Source organism: Micromonospora sp. NPDC023888 (assembly GCF_040639415.1).
Lineage (GTDB): Bacteria > Actinomycetota > Actinomycetes > Mycobacteriales > Micromonosporaceae > Micromonospora.
Window position 1 is genome coordinate 1 of record NZ_JBEZZW010000026.1, and the last position, 23,705, is coordinate 23,705.

Here is a 23,705-nt window from a genome sequence, read left to right on the forward strand (position 1 = left end):
CGCCATTCGTGCAGGTCGGAACTTACCCGACAAGGAATTTCGCTACCTTAGGATGGTTATAGTTACCACCGCCGTTTACTGGCGCTTAAGTTCTCCGCTTCGCCCCGAAGAGCTAACAGGTCCCCTTAACGTTCCAGCACCGGGCAGGCGTCAGTCCATATACATCGAATTACTTCTTCGCATGGACCTGTGTTTTTAGTAAACAGTCGCTTCCCCCTGCTCTCTGCGGCCATACAACGCTCCACCCGCGCGGGGCTTCACGTCTCCGGCCCCCCTTCTCCCTAAGTTACGGGGGCAATTTGCCGAGTTCCTTAACCACAGTTCGCCCGATCGCCTCGGTATTCTCTACCTGACCACCTGTGTCGGTTTGGGGTACGGGCCGCTAAGAACTCGCTAGAGGCTTTTCTCGGCAGCATAGGATCACTGACTTCACCTGAATCGGCTCGGCATCACGTCTCAGCCTTCATGTGTTGCGGATTTGCCTACAACACGGCCTACACGCTTACCCCGGCACAACCACCGGCCGGGCTCAGCTACCTTCCTGCGTCACCCCATCGCTTGACTACTACCCATCAGGTTCCCACGCTCCCTCAGCTCAGTCCGAAGACCTCACCAAGTTCGGGTGGTTAGCACAACGAGGTTCGTCAGGGACGCTCTTTCGCGGGTACGGGAATATCAACCCGTTGTCCATCGACTACGCCTCTCGGCCTCGCCTTAGGTCCCGACTCACCCAGGGCGGATTAGCCTGGCCCTGGAACCCTTGGTCATCCGGCGGAAGGGTTTCTCACCCTTCTTTCGCTACTCATGCCTGCATTCTCACTCGTGCCGCGTCCACAACTGGGTCACCCCGCTGCTTCACTCGCGGCACGACGCTCCCCTACCCATCCACACACCTGCACAAGGAATCAAGTCCAAGCGAGGATAAAATGTGAATGCCACAGCTTCGGCGGTGTGCTTGAGCCCCGCTACATTGTCGGCGCGGAACCACTTGACCAGTGAGCTATTACGCACTCTTTAAAGGGTGGCTGCTTCTAAGCCAACCTCCTGGTTGTCTATGCGACCCCACATCCTTTTCCACTTAGCACACGCTTAGGGGCCTTAGCTGGTGATCTGGGCTGTTTCCCTCTCGACTACGAAGCTTATCCCCCGCAGTCTCACTGCCGCGCTCTCACTTACCGGCATTCGGAGTTTGGCTGATTTCGGTAAGCTTGTGGGCCCCCTAGACCATCCAGTGCTCTACCTCCGGCAAGAAACACGCGACGCTGCACCTAAATGCATTTCGGGGAGAACCAGCTATCACGGAGTTTGATTGGCCTTTCACCCCTAACCACAGGTCATCCCCCAATTTTTCAACATTGGTGGGTTCGGCCCTCCACGCGGTCTTACCCGCGCTTCAGCCTGCCCATGGCTAGATCACTCCGCTTCGGGTCTAGGACACGCGACTGAATCGCCCTATTCAGACTCGCTTTCGCTACGGCTCCCCCACACGGGTTAACCTCGCCACATGCCACTAACTCGCAGGCTCATTCTTCAAAAGGCACGCCGTCACCCCGCAAGGCTCCGACGGATTGTAGGCGAACGGTTTCAGGTACTATTTCACTCCCCTCCCGGGGTACTTTTCACCATTCCCTCACGGTACTTGTCCGCTATCGGTCACCAGGAAGTATTTAGGCTTACCAGGTGGTCCTGGCAGATTCACGGCAGATTTCAGGGGTCCGCCGCTACTCGGGAACACCCACAGAAGGTCAGCAACTTTCACCTACCGGACTCTCACCGTCTACGGTCAGCCATTCCAGACTGTTCGACTAGCCACTGACTTTGTAACTCCTCGAGTGCATGTCAGTACACTCAGCGGGGTCCCACAACCCCGACCACGCAACCCCTGACAGGTATCACACGCAGCCGGTTTAGCCTCGATCCGCTTTCGCTCGCCACTACTCACGGAATCACTAAATTGTTTTCTCTTCCTGCGGGTACTGAGATGTTTCACTTCCCCGCGTTCCCTCCACACACCCTATGTGTTCAGGTGTGGGTGACACCACATGACTGGTGCCAGGTTTCCCCATTCGGACACCCTGGGATCACAGCTTGGTTGACAGCTCCCCCAGGCCTATCGCGGCCTCCCACGTCCTTCATCGGCTCCTGGTGCCAAGGCATTCACCGTTCGCCCTTGACAACTTGACCACAAAGATGCTCGCGTCCACTGTGCAATTCTCAACAAACGACCAACCCACAACCCGATCCGCCCCACACCAAACCCAACAACAGTTGGCGGTATGTGAGGCCAGGCCATGCCTGGCAACCTCGTGCGACGCTCACGCCACACTCAAGGCTCTGAAACAACAACACGATGGTTGTTCTTTCAGGACCCAACAGGGTGCTTACATTCTTCCTCAGCCGCACCAGGGACTTCGTTCCCACCACCCAAAAGCGGCTGTACTAGAAGGAACCCGGCCGTTGCCGAGGGAAAACTTGCCAGTGTCTCCGCCATCTGAGCACCCCGACCCAACATTCGTAGGTCGCGGGCTCCTTGCACCCTTTCGGGTGAAGGTGCTCCTTAGAAAGGAGGTGATCCAGCCGCACCTTCCGGTACGGCTACCTTGTTACGACTTCGTCCCAATCGCCAGCCCCACCTTCGACGGCTCCCTCCACAAGGGTTGGGCCACCGGCTTCGGGTGTTGCCGACTTTCGTGACGTGACGGGCGGTGTGTACAAGGCCCGGGAACGTATTCACCGCAGCGTTGCTGATCTGCGATTACTAGCGACTCCGACTTCACGGGGTCGAGTTGCAGACCCCGATCCGAACTGAGACCGGCTTTTTGGGATTCGCTCCACCTCACGGTATCGCAGCCCATTGTACCGGCCATTGTAGCATGCGTGAAGCCCTGGACATAAGGGGCATGATGACTTGACGTCATCCCCACCTTCCTCCGAGTTGACCCCGGCAGTCTTCGATGAGTCCCCGCCATAACGCGCTGGCAACATCGAACGAGGGTTGCGCTCGTTGCGGGACTTAACCCAACATCTCACGACACGAGCTGACGACAGCCATGCACCACCTGTGACCGCCCCCGAAGGACCCCCCATCTCTGGAGGTTTTGCGGCCATGTCAAACCCAGGTAAGGTTCTTCGCGTTGCATCGAATTAATCCGCATGCTCCGCCGCTTGTGCGGGCCCCCGTCAATTCCTTTGAGTTTTAGCCTTGCGGCCGTACTCCCCAGGCGGGGCGCTTAATGCGTTAGCTGCGGCACAGGAAACCGGAGAGGCCCCCCACACCTAGCGCCCAACGTTTACAGCGTGGACTACCAGGGTATCTAATCCTGTTCGCTCCCCACGCTTTCGCTCCTCAGCGTCAGTATCGGCCCAGAGACCCGCCTTCGCCACCGGTGTTCCTCCTGATATCTGCGCATTTCACCGCTACACCAGGAATTCCAGTCTCCCCTACCGAACTCTAGCCTGCCCGTATCGACCGCAGGCTTGGGGTTGAGCCCCAAGTTTTCACGGTCGACGCGACAAGCCGCCTACGAGCTCTTTACGCCCAATAAATCCGGACAACGCTCGCACCCTACGTCTTACCGCGGCTGCTGGCACGTAGTTGGCCGGTGCTTCTTCTGCAGGTACCGTCACTCTCGCTTCGTCCCTGCTGAAAGAGGTTTACAACCCGAAGGCCGTCATCCCTCACGCGGCGTCGCTGCATCAGGCTTCCGCCCATTGTGCAATATTCCCCACTGCTGCCTCCCGTAGGAGTCTGGGCCGTGTCTCAGTCCCAGTGTGGCCGGTCGCCCTCTCAGGCCGGCTACCCGTCGTCGCCTTGGTAGGCCATCACCCCACCAACAAGCTGATAGGCCGCGAGCCCATCCCAAGCCGAAAAACTTTCCACCCCCAGCCATGCGGCCGGAAGTCCTATTCGGTATTAGCCCCGGTTTCCCGGGGTTATCCCAAAGCTTGGGGCAGGTTGCTCACGTGTTACTCACCCGTTCGCCGCTCGAGTACCCCGAAGGGCCTTTCCGCTCGACTTGCATGTGTTAAGCACGCCGCCAGCGTTCGTCCTGAGCCAGGATCAAACTCTCCAACAAAAAACTATGTTGAACAGCATCCTGACAACAAACAAATGTTGCCAAAGGAATCCCAACCAGCCAGACAAAAGCCTGACCAGTCCGGGGTATAAATCATAATTGGCACTGGCTTTACAAGCACCCTGTTGAGTTCTCAAAGAACAACCACACACCGACCAGAAGCCCCACCTCAGTGGAACCCCAACCGGGGCTTTTCGTTCGCGTCCCTTAGCGCTTTCCAGCGCCAGGCACTTTTACTACGTTACCCGCTCGTTTCCGCCGTGTCAAACCGGTGTTTCGCGGTTCGTCGTGCTTCATCCGGTAATGCGGGCACCATGTCTCGACCGGCTTGCGCCGCTCTCGTCACGGATTTTGCAGGCCGGCCGCTGCGGTTTCCCGCAAGCTCGCCCGGTGCCCTGCCGGTTGTTAACCTTACCCGGTCGGTTCCGCCGCACCAAATCCGCCTCGCGGCGAACCTTGGGGGCACCACCCGGTACCGGTCCCGAGGAGTACAACTCCTCCGACCCGGCGGTCATTCCCGCGCTCCGGCCGCCTCAGACTTTCGCCTGTTTCGTCCGTTCCGCGCTGACAGAGAGAAAGTTACGCGTCCGGCCCGATGATCGTCAAATCCGCCGGACGCGTCCCCCGTCACATCGTCGACAGTCGACTATTCGCCCAGTTCAACGCCCGCGAACGAACGCTTGCCGCGACGCAGTACCAGGTATCGCCCGTGCAGCAGGTCGGCCGGCGACACCGCGGCGTCCACCTCGGTCACCCGGTTGTTGTTGACGTAGGCGCCACCCTCGGCGATCACCCGGCGAGCCTCCTTGAGGCCACTGACGAGCCCGGAGTCCCGCAACAACCCCGCCACATCCGGCAACTCGCCGGTGAGACGCACCAGCCCGGCCTCGGTCAGCGCCGCGCGCAGCGTCTCCGGGGCCAGGTCGTCAAGCGACCCGCGCCCGAAGAGGGCCTGACTGGCGGCGATCGCCTGTCGAGCCTCGTCCGGGCCGTGCACCAGGGTGGTCAGCTCCTCGGCGAGCGCGCGCTGCGCCAGGCGGGCCGCCGGCCGCTCGGCCGTCGCCTTCGCCAGCTCCTCCAACTCGTCGCGGGTACGGAAGCTGAAGTAGCGCAGGTAGCGGTCCACCTCCCGGTCGTCGACGTTGAGCCAGAACTGGTAGAACGCGTACGGGCTGGTCATCGTCGGGTCGAGCCAGACGGCGCCGCCCTCGCTCTTGCCGAACTTCGTACCGTCGGCCTTGGTCACCAGGGGCGTGGTGAACGCCTGCACCGGCCCCGCGCCCCGCCGGCGGACGTAGTCGACGCCGGCGGTGATGTTGCCCCACTGGTCGGAGCCGCCGAACTGGAGTTGACAGCCGTGCCGGCGGTGCAGCTCGAAGAAGTCGTTGGCCTGGAGCAGTTGGTAGCTGAACTCGGTGTAGCTGATGCCGGTCTCCAGGCGGGCCCGCACCACCTCCCGCGCCAGCATCTTGTTCACCGGGAAGTGTTTGCCCACGTCGCGGAGGAACTCGACGATCGACATCTCGCCGGTCCAGTCCAGGTTGTTCACCAACTGCGCCGCGTTGTCGCCGGTGTACGACACGAAGGGCGCGAGCTGCTCGCGGATCCGCTCGACCCAACCGGCGATCACGTCGAGTGGGTTGAGCGTCCGTTCGGCGCTCTCCTTCGGGTCACCGATCTGCCCGGTGGCCCCACCGACCAGCAGCAACGGGCGGTGGCCGGCGAGTTGCAGCCGGCGGGCCATGAGGACCTGCATGAGGTTGCCGACGTGCAGGCTCGGGGCGGTGGGGTCGAAACCCACGTAATAGGTGGCTGCCGTCCCACCGTCGAGCAGCTCGCGCAGCTCGTCGAGGCCGGTCGAGTCCTGGATGAGGCCACGCCAGAGCAGGTCGTCGGTCAGGGAGTCCCGCCCGGACGGCGGGGGGCTGCTGTCGGTCACGGTCACCGATTCTCCCCCATCGCCGGCACCAACCCGTACCGGGTTTGCCGCAACCCGCCCCGGTTAGGCTTGCGCCCCGTTGATCGAGGAGGGGTTTGCCGTGGAGATGCCGGATCTGACTGGTGGTTTCGTCGCCCTGCTCGGCCTGACGTTCGAGGAGGCGACCGCCGACCGGGTGGTCATCCGCTGGCAGGTCCGCCCGGAGCTGCACCAGCCGTTCGGCATCCAGCACGGCGGGGTGTACTGCTCGGTCGTGGAGACCGCGGCCAGCGTGGGTGGCTCTCTCTGGCTGGGCGACCGGGGCACGGTGGTCGGCGTGTCGAACCAGACCGATTTCCTGCGGGCCGTCCGGGACGGGGAGCTGACCGCGGTCGGCACGCCGGTGCACCGGGGTCGTAGCCAGCAGCTCTGGCAGGTGGAGATCACCGATGCCGACGAGCGGCTGGTCGCCCGCGGTCAGGTCCGGCTGCAGAACCTGTCGCGCGACTGAGCGGCGGCACCCGGACGGTTCAGCTCCGGGCCTCGTCCAGCACCGGCTCCGAGGTCAGATCCGCGTCGGAGTCGGTGTCATCGGGTACGCGACTGACCCGTACCTCGGTGATCGCCCGGTGGTCGATGCCGGCCACCATCAGCACCCAGCCGTCCAGGGTCACGTCCTCGCCGGCCACCGTGGGGATGTGCCCGAGTCGGGCCAGCACCAGCCCGGCGACAGTGGTGTAGTCGCCGTCCGGGCGCGACGGCAGCTCGACGCCGATGTCCGGCAGGTCGTGCACCGGGAAGGTGCCGGGCAGCAGCAGCGCGCCGTCGGGGTCGCGGCGCACCGAACCCACGTCCCGGTCGGTCTCGTCGTAGATCTCACCGACGATCTCCTCCAGGATGTCTTCCAGCGTGACGATGCCGTCGACGGCGCCGCGCTCGTCCACGACGAGTGCGATGTGCTGCCGCTCGGCCTTGAACTGGCGCAGCGCGTCCACCACCGGCAGCGAGTCGGGCAGCAGCATCGGGGGGCGCGCGATCTCGTCGACCGGGCGGTCGTCGGGCACCCCCACCAGGTCGCGCAGGTGGATCACGCCGGCCGTGTCGTCCAGGCCGCCGTGGCGCACGACCGGCGCCCGGGAGTGCCCGGTGGCGGCCAGCACGAGCCGCGCGGCCTCCGCGGTGGTCCCGCTGTCGAGCGTGAAGACCTGCAACCGGGGTACGAGGACAGCCCGCAGCCGCCGGTCGGCGATCTCCACGGCGCCGGCGATGATGGTGCGCTGCTCCTTGGTGAAGCCGTGGTTGCCGGCGACGATGTCGCGCAGCTCGTCCGGGCCGATCTCCTCCGGCTGGTGTTTCGGGTTGAGCCCGACCAGGCGGACCACCACGTCGCTGGTGGCGCCGAGCGCCCAGACCGCCGGCCGGGTGAAGCTGGCGAGCAGATCGAGGGGGCGGGCCACCAGCAGCGCCCACCGCTCGGCGGACTGCATGGCGATCCGCTTGGGGGCCAGCTCGCCGAAGACCAGGGTGACGAAGGTCAGCGCGAGGGTGACCACGACGATGGCCACCGTCTCGGCCGCGCCGCCGAACACCCCGAGCAGCGGGACGAGCGGCTTGGCCAGCGAGACCGCCGCGGCGGCGGAGGCCAGGAAGCCGGCGAGGGTGATGCCGATCTGGATGGTGGCCAGGAAGCGGTTCGGGTCCTTGGCGAGTCGGGCCAGCACGCGCCCGGCCCGGCTGGTGCGCTCCAACCGCTGGATCTGGCTGTCCCGCAGCGACACCAGCGCCATCTCGCTGCCGGCGAAGAGCGCGTTGATCACGACCAGGATTCCGACCAGGGCCAGTTGGCTCCCGTAGCTCTGCACGCCCGGTTCGCTCCCTCTGCGGTGGTGGCACCGGCCAGCACGCCCGGCACCCGCCGGTCGGCGAGCCCGCCCGGCGTAGGCGTGTGTTTGCCCCGTCCGGCGCCCGCCGAATCCTGACCGGGTGAGGCTACGCCGGATCGGCCGCCGGTGACGCTACGCCGGGTCGCCGGCCGGGGTCGCCGGCAGATCGAGGACGTACGAGTCGCCCTCCGGGCGGAAGCCGAGCCGGTGGTAGTAGGGGGCGACCATCCGCGGCGGGCTGACCACCCGGCGGAAGCCTCGTTCGGTGAACAGGTGGCTGCGTCGGTAGACGAACTCGCCAGGGGTGAAGTCGCGGAACCTGGGGGTCACGTAGTCCAGGTCGATCTGGGCGACGTCGCGCGCCTCGGCGTGCGACAGCACCACGCCCACCACCTCGTCGGCCGTGACCACCAGGAAGGCGGATCGCCCGGACGCGTCCGGGTCCCAGTGGAAGTCGGGGTTGAACCGGGCGATGTCCGCGGCGTGCACCCGCAGCGTGTGCGCGAGGAACTGGTCGCCGACGCCGACCTCCACCACCTGGTAGGTCTGCTCGTCGTGCCGGGTGGCGAGCATCCCGCGCAGGTACCAGATGTTGATCGCCGCGAGCACGACGTTGAGCCCGACCATGGGCCAGACCTCGATGGCGGCGTTGTAGCCGATCAGCACGACGCTGCCGACGAGGTTGAGCGCGCGCAGCCGCAGGACGCGCGACTGCAACAGGGACCACACCAGCACCGCGGAGCCGGCCCAGCCGACCAGATCCAACCAGTTCACCCCGCGAGACTAGTGCCCGCCCAGGTCAGGGGCATCGGCGGGCAGCTCCAGCAGCCACTCCTCGACGTCTTCGCCGCGGCCGTTGGCGTACCCCGAGTCCTCGCCGACCACCACGAACCCGCACTTGCGCAGCACCGCGAGGGACGCGGCGTTGTCCTTGACGGCGCGGGCGTGCACCGGTCGGGGCAGCTCGCGCAGCAGCGCGGCAAGCGCCGCCGTGGCGTGCCCGCGGCCCCAGCGTGCCGGGTCGATCCAGTAGCTGACCTCGGTCTTGCCCTCGGCGGGGAAGGCGCTCACATAGCCGACCACCTCGCCGTCGACCTCGATGGTGCGGACCAGGTTCGCCGGGTCGGTGAGCACCCGGGCCCAGTGCCGGGCGAACTCCCGATGGTCGGACGGGTCCTTGGCGACGAACGCCGCCATCCGGTTGGCCTCCGGATCCTGCTGGTGCAGGAAGAACTCGACGAGGTCGTCCTCCAGGACCGGGCGCAGCCGCAGATCAGACGTCATCCGGCGAGAGTACGCAGCGGGTGTGACGGGGTGGGCCCGGCGGCCCCGCGGGCGAGATCCGTTCGCCGCCGTCGGGCGTTCCGCCTCGGGCCGGCCGCCCGAAGGCAGCAAGATGACTGGGACAGCGCACCGAGGAAGGGAGTGCCGATGGATCGACCCGTCGTGGTGGGCGTGGACGGATCGTCGTCCAGCCTCGTCGCCGCGGAGCACGCGGCCCGCGCCGCCGTGCTCCGGTCCCGGCCGCTGCTCCTGCTGCACGGCTACCTGCACCCCCTCGGCTACGGCGTGCCGGTCAACCCGTACGACATCGGGGTGCCGGTGCCCTCCGAGGAGGCGCAGCGGATGTTGGAACGCACGGCGGCCGACCTGGCCGACAGGTGGCCCGGCCTGGTCGTCGAGGTGCGCCAGGTCGCCGGCGGCCCCGGCATCACGCTGGTCGAGGAGTCCCGCCGGGCGGAGCTTGTCGTGGTGGGCAGTCGAGGGCTGGGCGGCTTCGCCGGGCTGCTGCTCGGCTCGGTCGGCACGCAGGTGGCCGCGCACGCGCACTGCCCGGTGCTGGTGGTCCGCCCCGACGAGCAGCAGATCCCGGTGGACGCGCCGGTGCTCGTCGGCGTCGACGGGTCCGAGTCGTCCCGGCTCGCCACCGGCTACGGCGCCGACGAGGCAGCCCTGCGGGACGTGCCGCTGGTGCTTGTGCACGTCGGCCCGGCGGACGAGGGCCGGGCGGTGCCGGAGGAGATCGAGGAGTCGCGGGCCGCGTACCAGGCCGAGGCGGTGCGGCTGCTGGCCGAGGCGTCCACCGCCGTCCGCGCCGAGCACCCCGACCTGGTGGTGCGGGAGCATCCGGTCCGGGCGGCCGGCCCGGCCCAGGGCCTCATCGAGGCCAGCGGCATGGCGTCGCTGCTGGTCGTGGGCACCCGGGGTCGGGCCGGGTTCGCTGGTCTGCTGCTCGGCTCGGTCAGCCAGGCGGCGATCCAGCACGCGCACTGCCCGGTGCTGGTCGCCCACCCGGTCACCTGACCGGCGCGCCGTCGCCTCCGTCGAGCAGGTGCAGGAAGTCGGTGGTGAGGGCGAACGGGTCGGCGGGGCCGCCGGTCGGCGGCCGACGCTCGATCTGGTCGGCCAGTTCACCGGCGGCGCGCAGGATCCGGCCGCGCAACGCGCCGTCGGCGGTGCCGTCGGACCAGTCCTCCGGAGCGGCGAAGACCGCTGTCGGCACCACCACCGCCCGCAGGTACGCGAACATCGGGCGGACGGCGTGCTCCAGTGCCAGTGAGTGGCGAGCGGTGCCGCCGGTCGCGCCGATGAGCACCGGCCGGTCGACGAGTGACGCGGAATCCAACACGTCGAAGAACGACTTGAACAGCCCGTTGTACGAGGCGCTGAAGATCGGGGTGACGGCGATGAGTCCGTCCGCCCCGGTCACCGCGTCGATGACCTCGCGCAGCGCCGTCGGCGGAAACCCGGTGAGCATGTTGTTGACCACGTCGTGGGCATATTCGCGCAGGTCGACGACGTGCAACTCCACCTCGGAGCCGCGCCGCACCAACTCGTCGCGGGTGGCCGCGGCGAGTTGGTCGGCGAGCAGCCGGGTCGACGAGGGCTGACTCAGCCCCGCCGAGACCACGGCCAGGGTGCGGTGGGTCATCGGGTCGCCTCCTCCGGTGCCTTGCCCGTCACGTCGTCCACGGCGTGCACGGTGCTGTCCTTGCCGCCGCCGGCGGCGGCGACCAGGGAGGCGTGCGTCGGCGCGTCCGGCACGTGCGCGGGGCGCAACGCGGCGAACTCCTTGCGCAGGACCGGCACGACCTCCTCGCCGAGCAGGTCGAGCTGCTCCAGCACGGTCTTCAGCGGCAACCCCGCGTGGTCCATCAGGAACAGCTGCCGCTGGTAGTCGCCGACGTACTCGCGGAAGCCGAGCGTACGGTCGATGACCTGCTGCGGGCTGCCCACGGTCAGCGGCGTCTCCCGGGTGAACTCCTCCAGCGACGGCCCGTGCCCGTAGACCGGGGCGTTGTCGAAGTACGGCCGGAACTCGCGGACCGCGTCCTGGGAGTTGCGGCGCATGAACACCTGCCCGCCGAGGCCGACGATGGCCTGGTCGGCGCTGCCGTGGCCGTAGTGCGCGTAGCGCTGGCGGTAGAGCGCGACCATCCGCTGGGTGTGCTCCTTGGGCCAGAAGATGTGGTTGGCGAAGAAGCCGTCACCGTAGTAGGCGGCCTGCTCGGCGATCTCCGGGCTGCGGATCGAGCCGTGCCAGACGAACGGGGGCACACCGTCGAGCGGGCGCGGCGTCGAGGTGAACGACTGCAACGGGGTGCGGTACTTGCCCTTCCAGTCGACCACGTCCTCGCGCCACAGCCGGTGCAGCAGGTCGTAGTTCTCGATGGCGAGGGGGAGGCCGGCGCGGATGTCCTTGCCGAACCACGGGTAGACGGGGCCGGTGTTGCCGCGGCCCATCATCAGGTCCACCCGGCCGTCGGACAGGTGCTGGAGCATCGCGTAGTCCTCGGCGATCTTCACCGGGTCGTTCGTGGTGATCAGCGTGGTCGCGGTGGACAGCAGCAGCCGCTCGGTACGCGCCGCGATGTGGCCGAGCATGGTGGTCGGTGACGAGGGCACGAACGGCGGGTTGTGGTGCTCGCCCGCGGCGAAGACGTCCAGACCGACCTCTTCGGCCTTGAGCGCGATGGCGACCATGGCCTTGATCCGCTCATGCTCGGTCGGCTCCCGCCCGGTGGTCGGGTCGACAGTGACGTCGCCGACGGTGAAGACTCCGAACTGCATGACCAGCTCCTCGCGTGTCAACCGGGTGCCGTCGTGGTACCCGGACGCAGCTCTCAACTTATTTGACGACGCAACTATTCCGAAGGCGGCACGTCTCGGGGTGGCGCGGGTCACTCCAGGCAACGGACATCTGTGGCGATGACGGCCCTTACGGTCGGGTCAACCCCCCGCCACCGAGGGCAACACCTGCACCTCGGCGTCGTCGCGGACCGGGGTGGCCAGACCGCCGGAGTGCCGGCAATCCTCACCGTCGACGAAGACGTTCACGTAACGGCGCAGCTCGCCGCGCTCGTCACGGATGCGCCGGGACAGCCGCGGATGCGCGACGGCCACCTCGTCGAGGACCGCCCGCAGCGTCCCGGCGGCGGTGACACTCAGCCGACTGGCCCCGCCGGCCTCACCCCGCAGCGGGCCGGGCAACAGCACGGTGACCATGCTCAGACCGCCGCAGCCCGAACGCAGAGCACGTCCGGCAGGTGTGCCGCCACCAGGGACCACGAGTCGCCCTCGTCGCGGCTGGCGTAGACCGAGCCGGAGCGGGTGCCGAAGTAGACCCCACCGGGGGTGGCGTCGTCGGCGCACATCGCGTCGCGCAGCACCGCCGGGTAGAACGGCCCCTCGGGCAGCCCCACCGACAGCGGCTCCCACTTGCCGCCGGCGTCGGCGGAGCGGAACACCCGGCAGCGGTGGTCGGTCGGGAACCGTTCGCTGTCAGCCACCAACGGGAAGGTCCACACCACGCCGCCCCGCCCCGGGTGGGCCACCATCGGGAAGCCGAAGTCGCTGGGCAGCCCGTCGGCGATCGAGGACCAGGTGCGCCCGTCGTCGTCGGAACGGTAGACGCCGTGGTGGTTCTGCGCGTAGAGCCGCTCGGGGTTGCCGGCGTCCCGGGCGACCTTGTGCACGCACTGGCCGAACTCCGGCCACTCGTCGGGCATGAAGTAGGCGCGGATGCCGGTGTTGCCCGGCGCCCAGCTCGCCCCGGCGTCCTCCGAGCGGTAGACGCCACCTGTGGACATGGCGACCAGCAGCCGGGCCGGGTCACGCGGGTGCGGCAGCACGGTGTGCACGGCCTGGCCGCCGAAACCGGCCTCCCACTGCGGGCGGTGCGGATGGTCCCAGAGGGAGCGGACCAGCTCGAAACTGCGGCCCCCGTCGGTGGACCGGAACAGCGCGGACGGCTCAGTGCCGGCCCAGACCACGTCCGGCTGGTCGGGACCGGCCGGCATCAACTGCCAGACCCGCCCGAGGGAGACGCCGGTGTCGGCCGGAAACGCGACAGGCGGCTGGTCGGGCTCGTCCCAGGAAGCGCCGAGGTCGTCGCTTGTGGCGACGCTGGGCCCGAAGTGCGAGCTGGTCATCCCGGCGAGCAACCGCGGGGTGGACCGCCGGGTGTCGACGGCGACCGCGTACACCCCGGTCATCGGGAAGTGCGGCCCGGTGATCTCCCAGCTACGCCGGTCGTCGGCGCTGGTGGCGAGAAACAACCCCTTGGCCGTGCCGATCGCGAGCAGCGTCGTCATGATGTCCTCCGAACCGTCGGTGAGCAGGTGCGGTGATTATGGACACACCCCCCGACACGTTCGCGTGACACACACCGGGAGGATCAGCGCCGGGTGCGGGGCACGTGTCGGCGGTACGCGCTGACCGTCGGGTCGCCGTCGAGCCAGAACCGCCACGGCAGGTCGTGCGCGCCGGTCACGCCGACCCGCGGGCCGGCGACCACCGTCTCCGGCGGCGCCGGCCGCGTCGGCGGGCGCAACCGGACCGGCCCGTCACCCAGCAGGTACGCGCCGTACGCGGAGCGGTCGATGCCGAGCGTGGCGCAGAGCCGGGCCGGTCCACGGGCCAGGTCCACGTCCCGGCGCACGGCCGGCCGGCGGTCCCGAGCCACGGCCAGCCCGTCGACGACCTCCCCGGCGCGCAGCAGGACGGCGGAAGCCTCCCCCTCGACGCCGGTGACCACGTTCATGCACCAGTGCATCCCGTAGGTGAAGTAGACATACGCATGCCCGGCCGGCCCGAACATCACCGCGTTGCGCGGGGTGCGCCCCCGGTGGGCGTGCGAGGCCTGGTCCCCGGCCATGCCGGCGTACGCCTCGACCTCGGTGATCCGGACGGTAACGCCGCCCGCGTGCAGCTCGCAGCCGAGCAGCCCGCGCGCGGCCGGCAGCAGCGGACCGGCGAGCAGGTCGGCAAGCCCCGCCAGGCCGGCGTCGGTGGCGGGGTCACCGGGCAACAGGTCCATGGCTCGACGGTACCCAGCCGAGCGGCGATCACCACACATGATCCAGCCCTGACTTCAACATTCTGTTGACAATGCTGTGTTGATAGTGTGTGCTCGGGACATGACGACGGACAACCCGTTCACCGCGCCGCACCCGGCCCACGCCCGCGCCCACCGCACCCACGAGGCACTGGAGCGCATCAGCCGCCGGCACGCCGGCACCGGCGCGCAGCGTGGCCGCTGGGCCCACCCGTACGTGCTGGACCCGTGGGAGGCGGTGGCCCTGGTCACCGCGCTGGCCGCCGGCGGAGCCGAGCGGGAGCCGGCGGAGGAGCCGATCGACGGCGCCGACCTCACCGCCGCGCTGACCCTGCTGCCCCACGTCCGCGCCGAGCTGGACGCCCTGGAGGCCGGGCTGTTGACGCTGGCCCGCGACCGCGGGCTGACCTGGCAGGCGATCGCGTACGGGCTGGGCCTGGGCAGCGCGCAGGCGGCCCGGCAGCGCTACGAGCGGGTCGCCGCCCGCTCGGCCGAGCAGAGCGCCTGAACCTGCGCCCCGGGCCGACTGTCGGATCGGCATGGCGCGCGTCGAACGGCCCCGCGGCGGGCACACTGTGCGCACGACGAGGAGGCACCCATGGAGCGCGCGGAGATGCTGACGTACTGCCTGGCCAAGCCGGGAGCGTGGCTGGACCGGCCGTGGGAGGGCGACGAGGTGGTGAAGGTGGGCAGCCGGATCTTCGCGTTCCTCGGCAGCGGCGCGGGGAAGCCGACGGTCGGCATCAAGTGCGGGCAGACCCGGGAGGTCGCCGACGAGTGGCTGCACCGGCACCCCGACGACGCACAGGTGATGGCCTACATCGGCCGGTCCGGGTGGAACACGCTGCGCCTGGACGGCGGGATCGACGACGAGGAGCTGACCGAGGCGGTCGACGCGTCGTACGACATGGTGGTGGCGAAGCTCCCGAAGCGAGAGCGCCCGACGGCCTGAACCGACGGTGGCGCCGGCGGCACGCGCCGACGCCACGCCACGGTGAGGTCTACCGCGGGACGACCCGCTCGGCGGCCCACTCCCGCCAGGTGGCGAGCCGGTCCGCCGCGATGGCGAGCTGGTCGGCCACCGGGCCGGGGCCGGTCGAGCCGGGGGTGGTCCGGGCCGCGAGGGCCGACCGGACGGAGAGCACGTCGCGCACCGACGGGTCCAGGTGCTCGCTGATCGTGGTCAGGTCGTCGTCGGAGACGTCCTCCAACTCGCACTCCCGAGCCGCGCAGAGCGCCACCAGCCGACCGGTGATCTCGTGCGCGTCCCGGAACGGCACGTGACGCCGGACCAGCCAGTCGGCGACCTCGGTGGCCAGGGAGAAACCGACAGGCGCGGCGGCGACGAGGCGGTCCACCCGGACCGTCATCGTGGAGATCATCCCCGCCAGGGCCGGGAGCAGCAGCTCCAGGGTGTCGACGGCGTCGAACGCCGGCTCCTTGTCCTCCTGCATGTCCCGGTCGTAGGTCATCGGCAGGCCCTTGAGCATGGTGAGCACCGTCACCAGGCCGCCGACCAACCGGCCGGACTTGCCACGGGCCAGTTCGGCGATGTCCGCGTTCTTCTTCTGCGGCATGATCGACGAACCGGTCGCGAACGAGTCGTCCAGCTCCACCCACCCGAACTCGTGCGAGGTCCAGAGCACGACCTCCTCGCCGAGGCGGGACAGGTGCACCCCGATCATGGCGGTGATGAACAGGAACTCGGCGACGAAGTCCCGGTCGGCGACGGCGTCCATCGAGTTGGCGAACGACGTCCGGAAGCCCAACTCCTTCGCCACGGCCACCGGATCCAGCGGAAGCCCGGAACCGGCAAGCGCGCCCGCGCCGAGCGGACTGACCGCCGCCCGGTGGTCCCAGTCGCGCAACCGCTCCAGGTCCCGCAGCAGCGGCTGCACGTGGGCGAGCAGCCAGTGCCCGAACGTGACCGGCTGGGCGTGCTGGAGATGCGTCATGCCGGGTGCGGCCGTGTCGACGTGCCGCTCGGCCTGCTCCACCAACGCCTCGGCCAGCTCGACGAGCCGGCTGGCCACGCCCCGGGCGTGGTCCCGCAGGTAGAGCCGCAGGTCCGTGGCGACCTGGTCGTTGCGGGACCGGCCCGCGCGCAGCTTGCCACCGAGGCTGCCGAGGCGCTCCAGCAGACCGCGCTCAAGCGCGGTGTGCACGTCCTCGTCGTCGACCGTGGGGCGGAAGGACCCCGAGGCGCACGCGGCCTCCAGGTCGTCCAGGGCCGCGAGGATCCGACCCAACTCCTCGGGGTCGAGCAGGCCGGCGCCGGCCAGGACCCGGGCGTGCGCCCGAGAACCGGCGATGTCGTACGGGGCCAGGCGCCAGTCGAACTGCACGCTCACCGACAGTCGGGCCAGTGCCTCGGCGGGGCCGCCCGCGAAGCGGCCACCCCACAGGCTCGTCCGGTTGGTGGCTGCGCTGTTCTCGGTCAGGCTCTTGTCGTCCACGTCGCCCATTGTGTCGGTCACTGTCCGGCACCGCCGACCCGGGCGTCCCGCGCGGCGGCCATCCGGCTCGGAAGGCCCCAGAGCTGTACAAAGCCCTTCGCCAGCGACTGGTCGAAGGTGTCACCGGTGTCGTAGGTGGCCATCTGGAAGTCGTAGAGGCTCGCCTCGGAACGCCGGCCGGTGACGGTGGCCCGACCGCCGTGCAGGGTCATCCGCACCTCGCCGCTCACCTGCCGCTGCGCGTCGTCGATGAACGCGTCGAGCGCGTCCTTCAACGGCGAGAACCACAGGCCGTCGTACACCAGCTCGCCCCAGCGCTGGTCCACGCTCCGCTTGAACCGGGCCAGGTCCCGTTCCACCGTCACCGCCTCCAACTCCTGATGGGCGGTGATCAGCGCGATCGCGCCGGGAGCCTCGTAGACCTCGCGGCTCTTGATGCCCACGAGGCGGTCCTCGACCATGTCGAGCCGACCGACGCCCTGTGCGCCGGCACGCCGGTTCAGCTCCAGGATCGCCTGGTACGGGGTGACCGTCTCACCGTCGATCGCCACCGGCACGCCGCCGTCGAAGGTGATCACGACCTCGTCGGGGTCGCGGTCCTGCGCCGGGTCGGCGGTGTACGAGTACAGGCCCTCGACGGGGGCGTTCCAGATGTCCTCCAGGAAGCCGGTCTCCACCGCGCGACCCCACAGGTTCTGGTCGATCGAGTAGGGAGACTTCGCCGACACGTCGATCGGCAGTCCCTTCTCCTCGGCGAAGGCGATCGCCTTGTCCCGCGTCCAGGCGAAGTCCCGGGCCGGCGCGATGATCTTCAGGTCGGGGGCGAGGGCGTTCAGCCCCACCTCGAACCGGACCTGGTCGTTGCCCTTGCCGGTGCAGCCGTGCGACACGATCGTGCCGCCGTGCGTGCGCGCCGCCGCCACCAGGTGCTTGACGATCAGGGGGCGGGACAGCGCCGACACCAGCGGGTAACGGTCCATGTAGAGGGCGTTGGCCCGGATCGCCGGCAGGCAGTAGTCGGCGGCGAACTCGTCGCGCGCGTCGACCACCTCGGACTCGACGGCGCCGCAGTCCAGGGCGCGCTGCCGGATGGCGTCGAGGTCCTCGCCGCCCTGCCCGACGTCGACCGCCACCGCGATCACCTCGGCCCCGGTCTGCTCGGCCAGGTACGGAATGGCGACGGAGGTGTCCAATCCCCCGGAGTAGGCGAGGACGACCCGTTCGGTCATGGCGTAACGCTCCCTTCGGGGTTGTCCTCCCGGCGGGCCCAACCGGCGAGCTTCTCACCGAGCGCGGCCCCGCCGTCGGCCGCGCGGGCCACCACGAGGATGGTGTCGTCGCCGGCGGTGGTGCCGACGATCTCGGGCAGGCCCGCCCGGTCCAGCGCGCTGGCCAGGTACTGGGCTGCGCCCGGCGGGGTCCGCAGCACGGCGATGTTGCCGCTGGAGTCGACCCCGTTGAGCAGCTCGCGCAGCAACCGCACCAGCCGCGCCGGCGCGGCCTCGGCGTCGCGCAGCGGTCGCTGGCCGTCCTCGGGGATCAGGTAGACGGCGGGCCCGTCACCGCCGCGCACCTTGACCGCGCCCAACTCCTCCAGGTCCCGCGAGAGGGTGGCCTGGGTGACGACGACACCGTCGGCGGCGAGCAGGTCGGCCAGCTCGGTCTGCGACCGGATCGCCTTGTCGCGGATCAGCTCCACGATCCGGGCATGCCGGGCCGCGCGCGTCAGCGGCCCGGTCATCGTCGCTCCGCCGTCGCGCCCAGCAGGAACGTCAGCAACGCCTTCTGCGCGTGCAGCCGGTTCTCCGCCTGGTCGAAGACCGCGCTCTGCGGCCCGTCGAGCACCTCGTCGGTGATCTCCTCACCACGGTGCGCCGGCAGGCAGTGCAGCACGATCGCGTCCGGTGCGGCCTGACCGAGCAGCTCCTTGTTGACCTGGTACGGCAGGAACGGGGTGATCCGGTCCAGCCCGTCGGACTCCTGCCCCATCGACGTCCAGGTGTCGGTGGCCAGCACATCGGCGTCGCGTACCGCCTGGACCGGGTCGGTCAGCACCCGCACCGACCCGCCGGTCTCGGCGGCGATCCGGGCCGCCCGGTCCACGATGGCCGGATCGGGCGCGAAACCAGCCGGCCCGGCGATCCGCACGTGCATGCCGGCCAGCGCCCCGGCCAGCAGGTACGACTGCGCCATGTTGTTCGCGCTGTCACCCACGTAGGCCAGGGTGCGGCCGGCCGTGCCGCCGCACCGCTCCCGGACGGTCAGCAGGTCGGCCAGCAGCTGACACGGGTGGAAACCGTCGGTGAGCGCGTTGACCACCGGCACGGTGGCGCCCGCCGCGATCTCGGCGATCCGCTCGTCACCGTGGGTGCGCAGCACGATGGTCGCGACGTAGCGGGACAGCACCCGCCCGGCGTCCGCCAGGGACTCACCCCGACCGAAGTGGGTGACCTGCGTGTCCACGACCAGCGGGTGCCCGCCCAGCTCGGCGATCCCGACGTCGAACGAGGTCCTGGTCCGCAGACTCTGCTTGTCGAAGAGCACCGCCACCGAACGGGGGCCCGCCAGCGGCCGGTGGCCGAAGCGGTCCGCCTTCATCCGCGCGGCCAGGTCGAGGACCGTGGACTGCTCGGCGGGCGAGAGGTCGTCGTCGCGCAGGAAGTGCCGGGTCATGCGGTCGTCCCCGTGGGGATGGTGGTGGTCGTGGGTGACGTGAACTCCGTACCGGCTGCCGCCGGGGAGGTCGCGTCCAGGGCGGCGGGCAGGGCGGCGAGGAAGGCGTCCGCCTGGGCGGCGGTGAGGATCAGTGGCGGAGCCAACCGCAGCGCGCCCGGCTGCACCGGGTTGACCAGGAAGCCGGCCTCCCGTAGCGCCTCGGCGAGCACCGACGCCACCGGCGCGGTGAGCGTCACGCCGAGCAGCAGGCCGCTGCCGCGTACGCCGTCGATCAGCGGGTGACCCAGCGCCTCGATGCCGCGACGCAGCCGCTCCCCCACCCGCTTGACGTTGTCGAGCAGGCCCTCGTTGGCGATGGTCGCCACCACGGCGAGCGCGGCCGCGCAGCTCACCGGGTTGCCGCCGAAGGTGGTGCCGTGCGAGCCGGGGGTGAGCAGGTCGGCGGCCCGGCCGAAGGCCAGCGTCGCCCCGATGGGCAGCCCGCCACCGAGCCCCTTGGCCAGCGTGACCACGTCCGGCTCCACGCCCTCGGCCTGGTGCGCGAACCAGTGCCCGGTACGCCCGATGCCGGTCTGCACCTCGTCGAGCACCAGCAGCGCCCCGTGCCGGGCGGTGATCCGGCGCGCTGCGGCGAGGTAGCCGGCCGGCGGGACGATGACGCCGTTCTCGCCCTGGATCGGCTCCAGGATCACCATGGCGGTGGCGTCGCTGACGGCCGCCTCGAGAGCGGCCACGTCGCCGTAGTCGATGTGGGTCACCTCGCCAGGCAGCGGCCGGAACGGATCGGCCTTGGCCGGCTGGCCGGTCAGGGCGAGGGCACCCATCGTGCGGCCATGGAAGCCGCCCCGGGTGGAGACCACGTGGGTGCGCCCGGTCTGCCGCGACAGCTTGAACGCCGCCTCGTTCGCCTCCGCACCCGAGTTGGACAGGAAGACCCGGCCGGGCCGGCCGGCGAGCGCCAGCAGCAGCTCCGCCAGGGCGATCGGCGGCTCCGCGGCGTAGAGGTTGGAGACGTGCCCGAGGGTCGCGACCTGCTTCGACACCGCCGCCACCACGGCCGGGTGGGCGTGCCCGAGGGAGTTCACCGCGATGCCACCGAGCAGGTCGAGGTATTCCCGGCCGGCCTCGTCGACCACGACGGCACCGGCGCCGCGAACCAGCGCCAGCGGCGGCGTGCTGTAGTTGCCCATCATGCACTGCGCCCAGCGCTGCACCAACGTGCTCATGACCCGACCGTCCCGTCTCCCGGCACCACCATCGTCCCGAACCCTTCCGAGGTGAACACCTCTAACAACGTGGAGTGCGCCACCCGACCGTCGACGACGTGCGCGGCGGGCACTCCCCCACGCACCGCCCGCAGACAGGCCTCCATCTTCGGCACCATGCCCGACTCCAGCCTGGGCAGCAGCTTGGCCAGGTCGTCCGCGACGATCTCGGAGACCAGGCTTGTGGTGTCCGGCCAGTCCGCGTACAGGCCGGCCACATCGGTGAGCACGACGAGCTTGCGGGCCCGCAACGCGATGGCCAGCGCGGCGGCGGCGGTGTCCGCGTTGAGGTTGTGCAGCACCCCGTCCGCGTCCGGCGCCACAGTGGAGATCACCGGAATCCGACCGGCGTCGATCAGGTCCGTCACCGCCGACACGTCGACCGACTCGACGTCACCAACCTGGCCGACGTCGACCGGCAACCCGTCCACGTACGCCGGGCGGCGCACCGCGGTGAACAGCCGCGCGTCCTCGCCGGAGAGGCCTACCGCGTACGGGCCGTGCGAGTTGATCAGCCCGACCAGCTCGCGGCCCACCTGCCCGACCAGCACCATCCGGACCACGTCCATCGCCTCGGCGGTGGTCACCCGCAGACCACCCCGGAACTCGCTGGCGATGCCGAGCCGGCCCAGCATGGCGGAGATCTGCGGACCGCCACCGTGCACCACGACGGGCTTGAGACCGGCGTAGCGCAGGAACACCATGTCGGCGGCGAACGCCCGCTGCAACTCGCTGTCGGTCATCGCGTTGCCGCCGTACTTGACCACGACCGTGGAGCCGGAGAAGCGCGCCAGCCAGGGCAGCGCCTCGATCAGCGTCTCCGCCTTGACCTGGGCGCGGGCCAGGTCGGTGCTGAGACTCATGAGGAGTACGCCGAGTTCTCGTGCACGTACGCGTGGGACAGGTCGTTGGTCCAGATCGTCGCGGCGGACGAGCCCGCGTGCAGGTCGATCCGGATGGTCACGTCCCGCCCGGTCAGGTCGACCTTCGAGCGGTCCTCGGCGGCGGCGCCACCCCGGCACACCCACACCCCGTTGACCGCCACGTCCACCTGGTCCGGGTCGAAGGCGGCGGCGGTGGTGCCGACCGCGGCGAGGATCCGACCCCAGTTCGGGTCGTTGCCGAACAGCGCGGTCTTCACCAGGTTGTTGCGGGCCACCGAACGACCGACCTCGACCGCGTCGTCCTCGTCGGCGGCGCCCACCACGTCGATGGCGATCTGCTTGGTGGCGCCCTCGGCGTCGGCCACCAACTGCTGGGCCAGATCGTGACAGGCCTGGGTCACGGCGGCGACCAGCTCGGCCGGGGTCGGCTCGATGCCACTCGCACCACTGGACAGCAGCAACACCGTGTCGTTCGTGGACATGCAGCCATCGGAGTCGACCCGGTCGAAGGTGACCCGGGTCGCCGCGCGCAACGCCTCGTCAAGCGCCGCCGGCCCGGCCACCGCGTCGGTGGTCAGCACGCAGAGCATCGTGGCCATGCCCGGCGCGAGCATCCCGGCGCCCTTGGCCATGCCGCCGACCGACCAGCCGCCCCCCGGAGCCACAGTGGTCTTCGGCCGGGTGTCCGTGGTCATGATCGCCTCGGCGGCGGCCTGGCCGCCGGCCCGGGACAGCCCGCGGATCGCCGAGCGGACGCCCGGCAGCAGCTTCGGCATCGGCAGCCGCTCACCGATCAACCCGGTGGAGCAGACCGCGACCTCACCGGCACCGAGGATCAGCCGTGGACTCACCGAGGTGAGCGCGGCGGCGGTGTGCTCGGCGGTGGCATGGGTGTCCTGGAAGCCGGCCGGCCCGGTGCAGGCGTTGGCGCCACCGGAGTTGAGCACCACGGCGCGAACCACACCACCCTGCACGACCTGCTGCGTCCAGAGCACCGGCGCGGCCTTGACCCGGTTGGTGGTGAACACCCCGGCCACACCGGCGTCCGGGCCGTCGTTGACCACCAGGGCGATGTCCGCGCCACCGTTGGTCTTGAGCCCGGCGGCCACCCCGGCCGCCCGGAACCCCCGCGGGGTGGTGACGGTCACGGGCTGACCCCCCAGATCGACAGGCCCGTCGTCTCCGGCAGGCCGAGCATCAGATTGGCGTTCTGCACGGCCTGGCCGGCCGCGCCCTTACCCAGGTTGTCCAGGGCGCTGAGCACGATCAGCCGACCCGAGTCGACGTCCACGGTGGCCTGTAGGTGGCAGGAGTTCGAGCCGAGAGTGGCGGCGGTGTGCGGCCAGCGGCCCTCCGGCAGCACGTGCACGAACGGCGCGTCGGCGTACGCGCGCCCCAGCACCTCCTGCGGGTCGACCCCGCGGGCCGGCACCGCCGTGACGGTCGCCAGGATGCCGCGCGGCATCGGCGCCAGGACCGGGGTGAACGACAGGCCGGTCGCGCCGGTGGCCTGCTTGATCTCCGGGACGTGCTGGTGGGTGCCCACCCGGTACGGCGACAGGTCGCCCAGCACCTCGCTGGCCAGTAGGTGCGGCTTGGCCGCCCGGCCGGCGCCGGAGGTGCCGGAGGCGGCGACCACCACCACGTCGGCGGGGCTGGCCGCGCCGTCGGCGATCAGCGGCGCGAGCGCCAGGGTGATCGCCGCGGCGTAGCAGCCGGTGTTCGCCACCCGGGTGGAGCCGGCAATCAGCTCCCGCTGGCCGGGCAGTTCGGGCAGGCCGTAGGTCCACTGCCCGGCGTGCGTGCCGCCGTAGTACTGCGCCCAGGCGTACGGGTCGGCGAGGCGGTGGTCCGCGCCCAGGTCGACGATCCGCACCTCGTCCGGAAGCTGGGCCGCGAGGGCCGCGGACTCGCCGTGGGGCAGGGCCAGGAAGACCAGGTCCGCGTCGGCCAGGGTGGTCGGGTCGGTCGCGCCGAGCACCAGGTCCAGCCCAGTGAGCTGCGGGTGCACCACGTCGACACGGTGCCCGGCCTGGCTGTGCGCGGTGGCGGCGACCAGATCGAACTCCGGGTGCCCGGCGATCAGGCGCAACAGCTCGCCGCCGGCGTAACCGCTCGCACCGGCGACCGCTACTCGGATCCCCATACTCACCTCCGCATGACTATGCAGCGAAGATTAACAAGGACGACTCACGAGTGCAAGTTCATGC

Annotated in this window: 21 protein-coding genes and 2 rRNA genes; 4 read left to right on the top strand and 19 right to left on the bottom strand. The window is 69.7% G+C overall.

Going from position 1 to position 23,705, the window contains the following annotated elements; all coding sequences use genetic code 11:
• The 3 genes from AB0F61_RS22160 to tyrS form a co-directional block, all read right to left on the bottom strand.
• Nucleotides 1–2,184, bottom strand: a 23S ribosomal RNA gene (locus AB0F61_RS22160); the annotation flags it as partial.
• A gap of 377 nt (nt 2,185–2,561) precedes the next feature.
• A 16S ribosomal RNA gene (locus AB0F61_RS22165) occupies nt 2,562–4,076 on the bottom strand.
• 646 nt (nt 4,077–4,722) lie between these two features.
• Complete coding sequence (tyrS, locus tag AB0F61_RS22170; protein WP_357812724.1) at nt 4,723–6,015, bottom strand: tyrosine--tRNA ligase; 1,293 nt, start codon at nt 6,013–6,015, stop codon at nt 4,723–4,725.
• Between the two features lie 82 nt (nt 6,016–6,097).
• Between tyrS and AB0F61_RS22175 the strand changes: the two genes are divergently transcribed.
• On the top strand, nt 6,098–6,505 hold the full coding sequence (locus AB0F61_RS22175) for a PaaI family thioesterase (RefSeq protein ID WP_357812726.1): 408 nt from the start codon (nt 6,098–6,100) through the stop codon (nt 6,503–6,505).
• Nucleotides 6,506–6,524: 19 nt separating this feature from the next.
• On the opposite strand, the gene AB0F61_RS22180 is transcribed toward AB0F61_RS22175, so the two are convergent.
• The 3 genes from AB0F61_RS22180 to AB0F61_RS22190 form a co-directional block, all read right to left on the bottom strand.
• Nucleotides 6,525–7,856, bottom strand: coding sequence for a hemolysin family protein (locus tag AB0F61_RS22180; RefSeq protein WP_357812563.1), 1,332 nt, complete (start codon nt 7,854–7,856; stop codon nt 6,525–6,527).
• Nucleotides 7,857–8,009: 153 nt separating this feature from the next.
• Nucleotides 8,010–8,651 (bottom strand): hypothetical protein, encoded by a 642-nt coding sequence (locus AB0F61_RS22185; RefSeq protein WP_357812565.1) that lies wholly within the window; start codon nt 8,649–8,651, stop codon nt 8,010–8,012.
• 9 nt (nt 8,652–8,660) lie between these two features.
• Entirely contained in the window at nt 8,661–9,161 is a 501-nt protein-coding gene (locus tag AB0F61_RS22190; RefSeq protein WP_357812567.1) for a GNAT family N-acetyltransferase, read from the bottom strand.
• Between the two features lie 141 nt (nt 9,162–9,302).
• Between AB0F61_RS22190 and AB0F61_RS22195 the strand changes: the two genes are divergently transcribed.
• Complete coding sequence (locus AB0F61_RS22195) at nt 9,303–10,181, top strand: universal stress protein (protein ID WP_357812569.1); 879 nt, start codon at nt 9,303–9,305, stop codon at nt 10,179–10,181.
• Here AB0F61_RS22195 and AB0F61_RS22200 read toward each other — a convergent pair.
• The 5 genes from AB0F61_RS22200 to AB0F61_RS22220 all read right to left on the bottom strand — a co-directional run bounded on the left by AB0F61_RS22200 (nt 10,174) and on the right by AB0F61_RS22220 (nt 14,196).
• Nucleotides 10,174–10,809, bottom strand: coding sequence for an FMN reductase (locus AB0F61_RS22200; protein ID WP_357812571.1), 636 nt, complete (start codon nt 10,807–10,809; stop codon nt 10,174–10,176). The genes AB0F61_RS22195 and AB0F61_RS22200 overlap by 8 nt on opposite strands.
• Nucleotides 10,806–11,948 carry an LLM class flavin-dependent oxidoreductase gene (locus AB0F61_RS22205; protein ID WP_357812573.1) on the bottom strand — a complete coding sequence of 381 codons (1,143 nt, stop codon included), beginning with the start codon at nt 11,946–11,948 and terminating at the stop codon, nt 10,806–10,808. Before AB0F61_RS22205 ends, AB0F61_RS22200 begins: the two co-directional genes overlap by 4 nt.
• 159 nt (nt 11,949–12,107) lie before the next feature.
• On the bottom strand, nt 12,108–12,383 hold the full coding sequence (locus AB0F61_RS22210; RefSeq protein ID WP_357812576.1) for a ubiquitin-like small modifier protein 1: 276 nt from the start codon (nt 12,381–12,383) through the stop codon (nt 12,108–12,110).
• Nucleotides 12,384–12,385: 2 nt separating this feature from the next.
• Complete coding sequence (locus AB0F61_RS22215) at nt 12,386–13,471, bottom strand: exo-alpha-sialidase (protein WP_357812578.1); 1,086 nt, start codon at nt 13,469–13,471, stop codon at nt 12,386–12,388.
• Between the two features lie 83 nt (nt 13,472–13,554).
• Complete coding sequence (locus AB0F61_RS22220) at nt 13,555–14,196, bottom strand: DNA-3-methyladenine glycosylase (protein ID WP_357812580.1); 642 nt, start codon at nt 14,194–14,196, stop codon at nt 13,555–13,557.
• A 100-nt stretch (nt 14,197–14,296) separates the two neighbouring features.
• Between AB0F61_RS22220 and AB0F61_RS22225 the strand changes: the two genes are divergently transcribed.
• Together AB0F61_RS22225 and AB0F61_RS22230 are read left to right on the top strand one after the other, a co-directional pair.
• The gene (locus tag AB0F61_RS22225; RefSeq protein ID WP_357812582.1) at nt 14,297–14,722 is read left to right on the top strand and encodes a DNA-binding protein; all 426 of its coding nucleotides are present in this window, start codon (nt 14,297–14,299) and stop codon (nt 14,720–14,722) included.
• Between the two features lie 90 nt (nt 14,723–14,812).
• Nucleotides 14,813–15,166, top strand: coding sequence for an MmcQ/YjbR family DNA-binding protein (locus AB0F61_RS22230; RefSeq protein WP_357812584.1), 354 nt, complete (start codon nt 14,813–14,815; stop codon nt 15,164–15,166).
• A gap of 49 nt (nt 15,167–15,215) precedes the next feature.
• Here AB0F61_RS22230 and argH read toward each other — a convergent pair whose 3' ends face one another.
• The 8 genes from argH to argC are packed head-to-tail and all read right to left on the bottom strand — an operon-like array spanning nt 15,216 to nt 23,641.
• Nucleotides 15,216–16,679 carry an argininosuccinate lyase gene (argH, locus tag AB0F61_RS22235; protein WP_357812728.1) on the bottom strand — a complete coding sequence of 488 codons (1,464 nt, stop codon included), beginning with the start codon at nt 16,677–16,679 and terminating at the stop codon, nt 15,216–15,218.
• Nucleotides 16,680–16,687: 8 nt separating this feature from the next.
• Entirely contained in the window at nt 16,688–17,899 is a 1,212-nt protein-coding gene (locus AB0F61_RS22240; RefSeq protein WP_357812586.1) for an argininosuccinate synthase, read from the bottom strand.
• Nucleotides 17,896–18,411 carry an arginine repressor gene (locus AB0F61_RS22245; RefSeq protein WP_357812588.1) on the bottom strand — a complete coding sequence of 172 codons (516 nt, stop codon included), beginning with the start codon at nt 18,409–18,411 and terminating at the stop codon, nt 17,896–17,898. The genes AB0F61_RS22240 and AB0F61_RS22245 overlap by 4 nt, the downstream gene beginning before the upstream one ends.
• Entirely contained in the window at nt 18,408–19,343 is a 936-nt protein-coding gene (gene argF / locus AB0F61_RS22250; RefSeq protein WP_357812590.1) for an ornithine carbamoyltransferase, read from the bottom strand. The genes AB0F61_RS22245 and argF overlap by 4 nt, the downstream gene beginning before the upstream one ends.
• Nucleotides 19,340–20,572, bottom strand: coding sequence for an acetylornithine transaminase (locus tag AB0F61_RS22255; protein WP_357812592.1), 1,233 nt, complete (start codon nt 20,570–20,572; stop codon nt 19,340–19,342). Before AB0F61_RS22255 ends, argF begins: the two co-directional genes overlap by 4 nt.
• Nucleotides 20,569–21,474: an acetylglutamate kinase gene (argB, locus tag AB0F61_RS22260; RefSeq protein WP_357812594.1), complete on the bottom strand. Its 906-nt coding sequence runs from the start codon at nt 21,472–21,474 to the stop codon at nt 20,569–20,571. The genes AB0F61_RS22255 and argB overlap by 4 nt, the downstream gene beginning before the upstream one ends.
• Nucleotides 21,471–22,643: a bifunctional glutamate N-acetyltransferase/amino-acid acetyltransferase ArgJ gene (argJ, locus tag AB0F61_RS22265; protein ID WP_357812596.1), complete on the bottom strand. Its 1,173-nt coding sequence runs from the start codon at nt 22,641–22,643 to the stop codon at nt 21,471–21,473. Before argJ ends, argB begins: the two co-directional genes overlap by 4 nt.
• Nucleotides 22,640–23,641, bottom strand: a complete 1,002-nt coding sequence (gene argC / locus AB0F61_RS22270) for an N-acetyl-gamma-glutamyl-phosphate reductase (protein ID WP_357812598.1) — start codon at nt 23,639–23,641, stop codon at nt 22,640–22,642. The genes argJ and argC overlap by 4 nt, the downstream gene beginning before the upstream one ends.
• Nucleotides 23,642–23,705 lie beyond the last annotated feature (64 nt).

What these genes read in the sequence shown, in the direction of transcription:
- AB0F61_RS22255 (WP_357812592.1), bottom strand. Translation starts at nt 20,572, where the DNA reads ATGAGCACGTTGGTGCAGCGCTGGGCGCAGTGCATGATGGGCAACTAC.
- AB0F61_RS22230 (WP_357812584.1), top strand. Translation starts at nt 14,813, where the DNA reads ATGGAGCGCGCGGAGATGCTGACGTACTGCCTGGCCAAGCCGGGAGCG.
- AB0F61_RS22225 (WP_357812582.1), top strand. Translation starts at nt 14,297, where the DNA reads ATGACGACGGACAACCCGTTCACCGCGCCGCACCCGGCCCACGCCCGC.
- argB (WP_357812594.1), bottom strand. Translation starts at nt 21,474, where the DNA reads ATGAGTCTCAGCACCGACCTGGCCCGCGCCCAGGTCAAGGCGGAGACG.
- argH (WP_357812728.1), bottom strand. Translation starts at nt 16,679, where the DNA reads ATGGGCGACGTGGACGACAAGAGCCTGACCGAGAACAGCGCAGCCACC.
- AB0F61_RS22190 (WP_357812567.1), bottom strand. Translation starts at nt 9,161, where the DNA reads ATGACGTCTGATCTGCGGCTGCGCCCGGTCCTGGAGGACGACCTCGTC.
- AB0F61_RS22210 (WP_357812576.1), bottom strand. Translation starts at nt 12,383, where the DNA reads ATGGTCACCGTGCTGTTGCCCGGCCCGCTGCGGGGTGAGGCCGGCGGG.
- AB0F61_RS22245 (WP_357812588.1), bottom strand. Translation starts at nt 18,411, where the DNA reads ATGACCGGGCCGCTGACGCGCGCGGCCCGGCATGCCCGGATCGTGGAG.
- AB0F61_RS22215 (WP_357812578.1), bottom strand. Translation starts at nt 13,471, where the DNA reads ATGACGACGCTGCTCGCGATCGGCACGGCCAAGGGGTTGTTTCTCGCC.
- AB0F61_RS22205 (WP_357812573.1), bottom strand. Translation starts at nt 11,948, where the DNA reads ATGCAGTTCGGAGTCTTCACCGTCGGCGACGTCACTGTCGACCCGACC.
- AB0F61_RS22240 (WP_357812586.1), bottom strand. Translation starts at nt 17,899, where the DNA reads ATGACCGAACGGGTCGTCCTCGCCTACTCCGGGGGATTGGACACCTCC.
- argC (WP_357812598.1), bottom strand. Translation starts at nt 23,641, where the DNA reads ATGGGGATCCGAGTAGCGGTCGCCGGTGCGAGCGGTTACGCCGGCGGC.
- AB0F61_RS22220 (WP_357812580.1), bottom strand. Translation starts at nt 14,196, where the DNA reads ATGGACCTGTTGCCCGGTGACCCCGCCACCGACGCCGGCCTGGCGGGG.
- AB0F61_RS22200 (WP_357812571.1), bottom strand. Translation starts at nt 10,809, where the DNA reads ATGACCCACCGCACCCTGGCCGTGGTCTCGGCGGGGCTGAGTCAGCCC.
- argF (WP_357812590.1), bottom strand. Translation starts at nt 19,343, where the DNA reads ATGACCCGGCACTTCCTGCGCGACGACGACCTCTCGCCCGCCGAGCAG.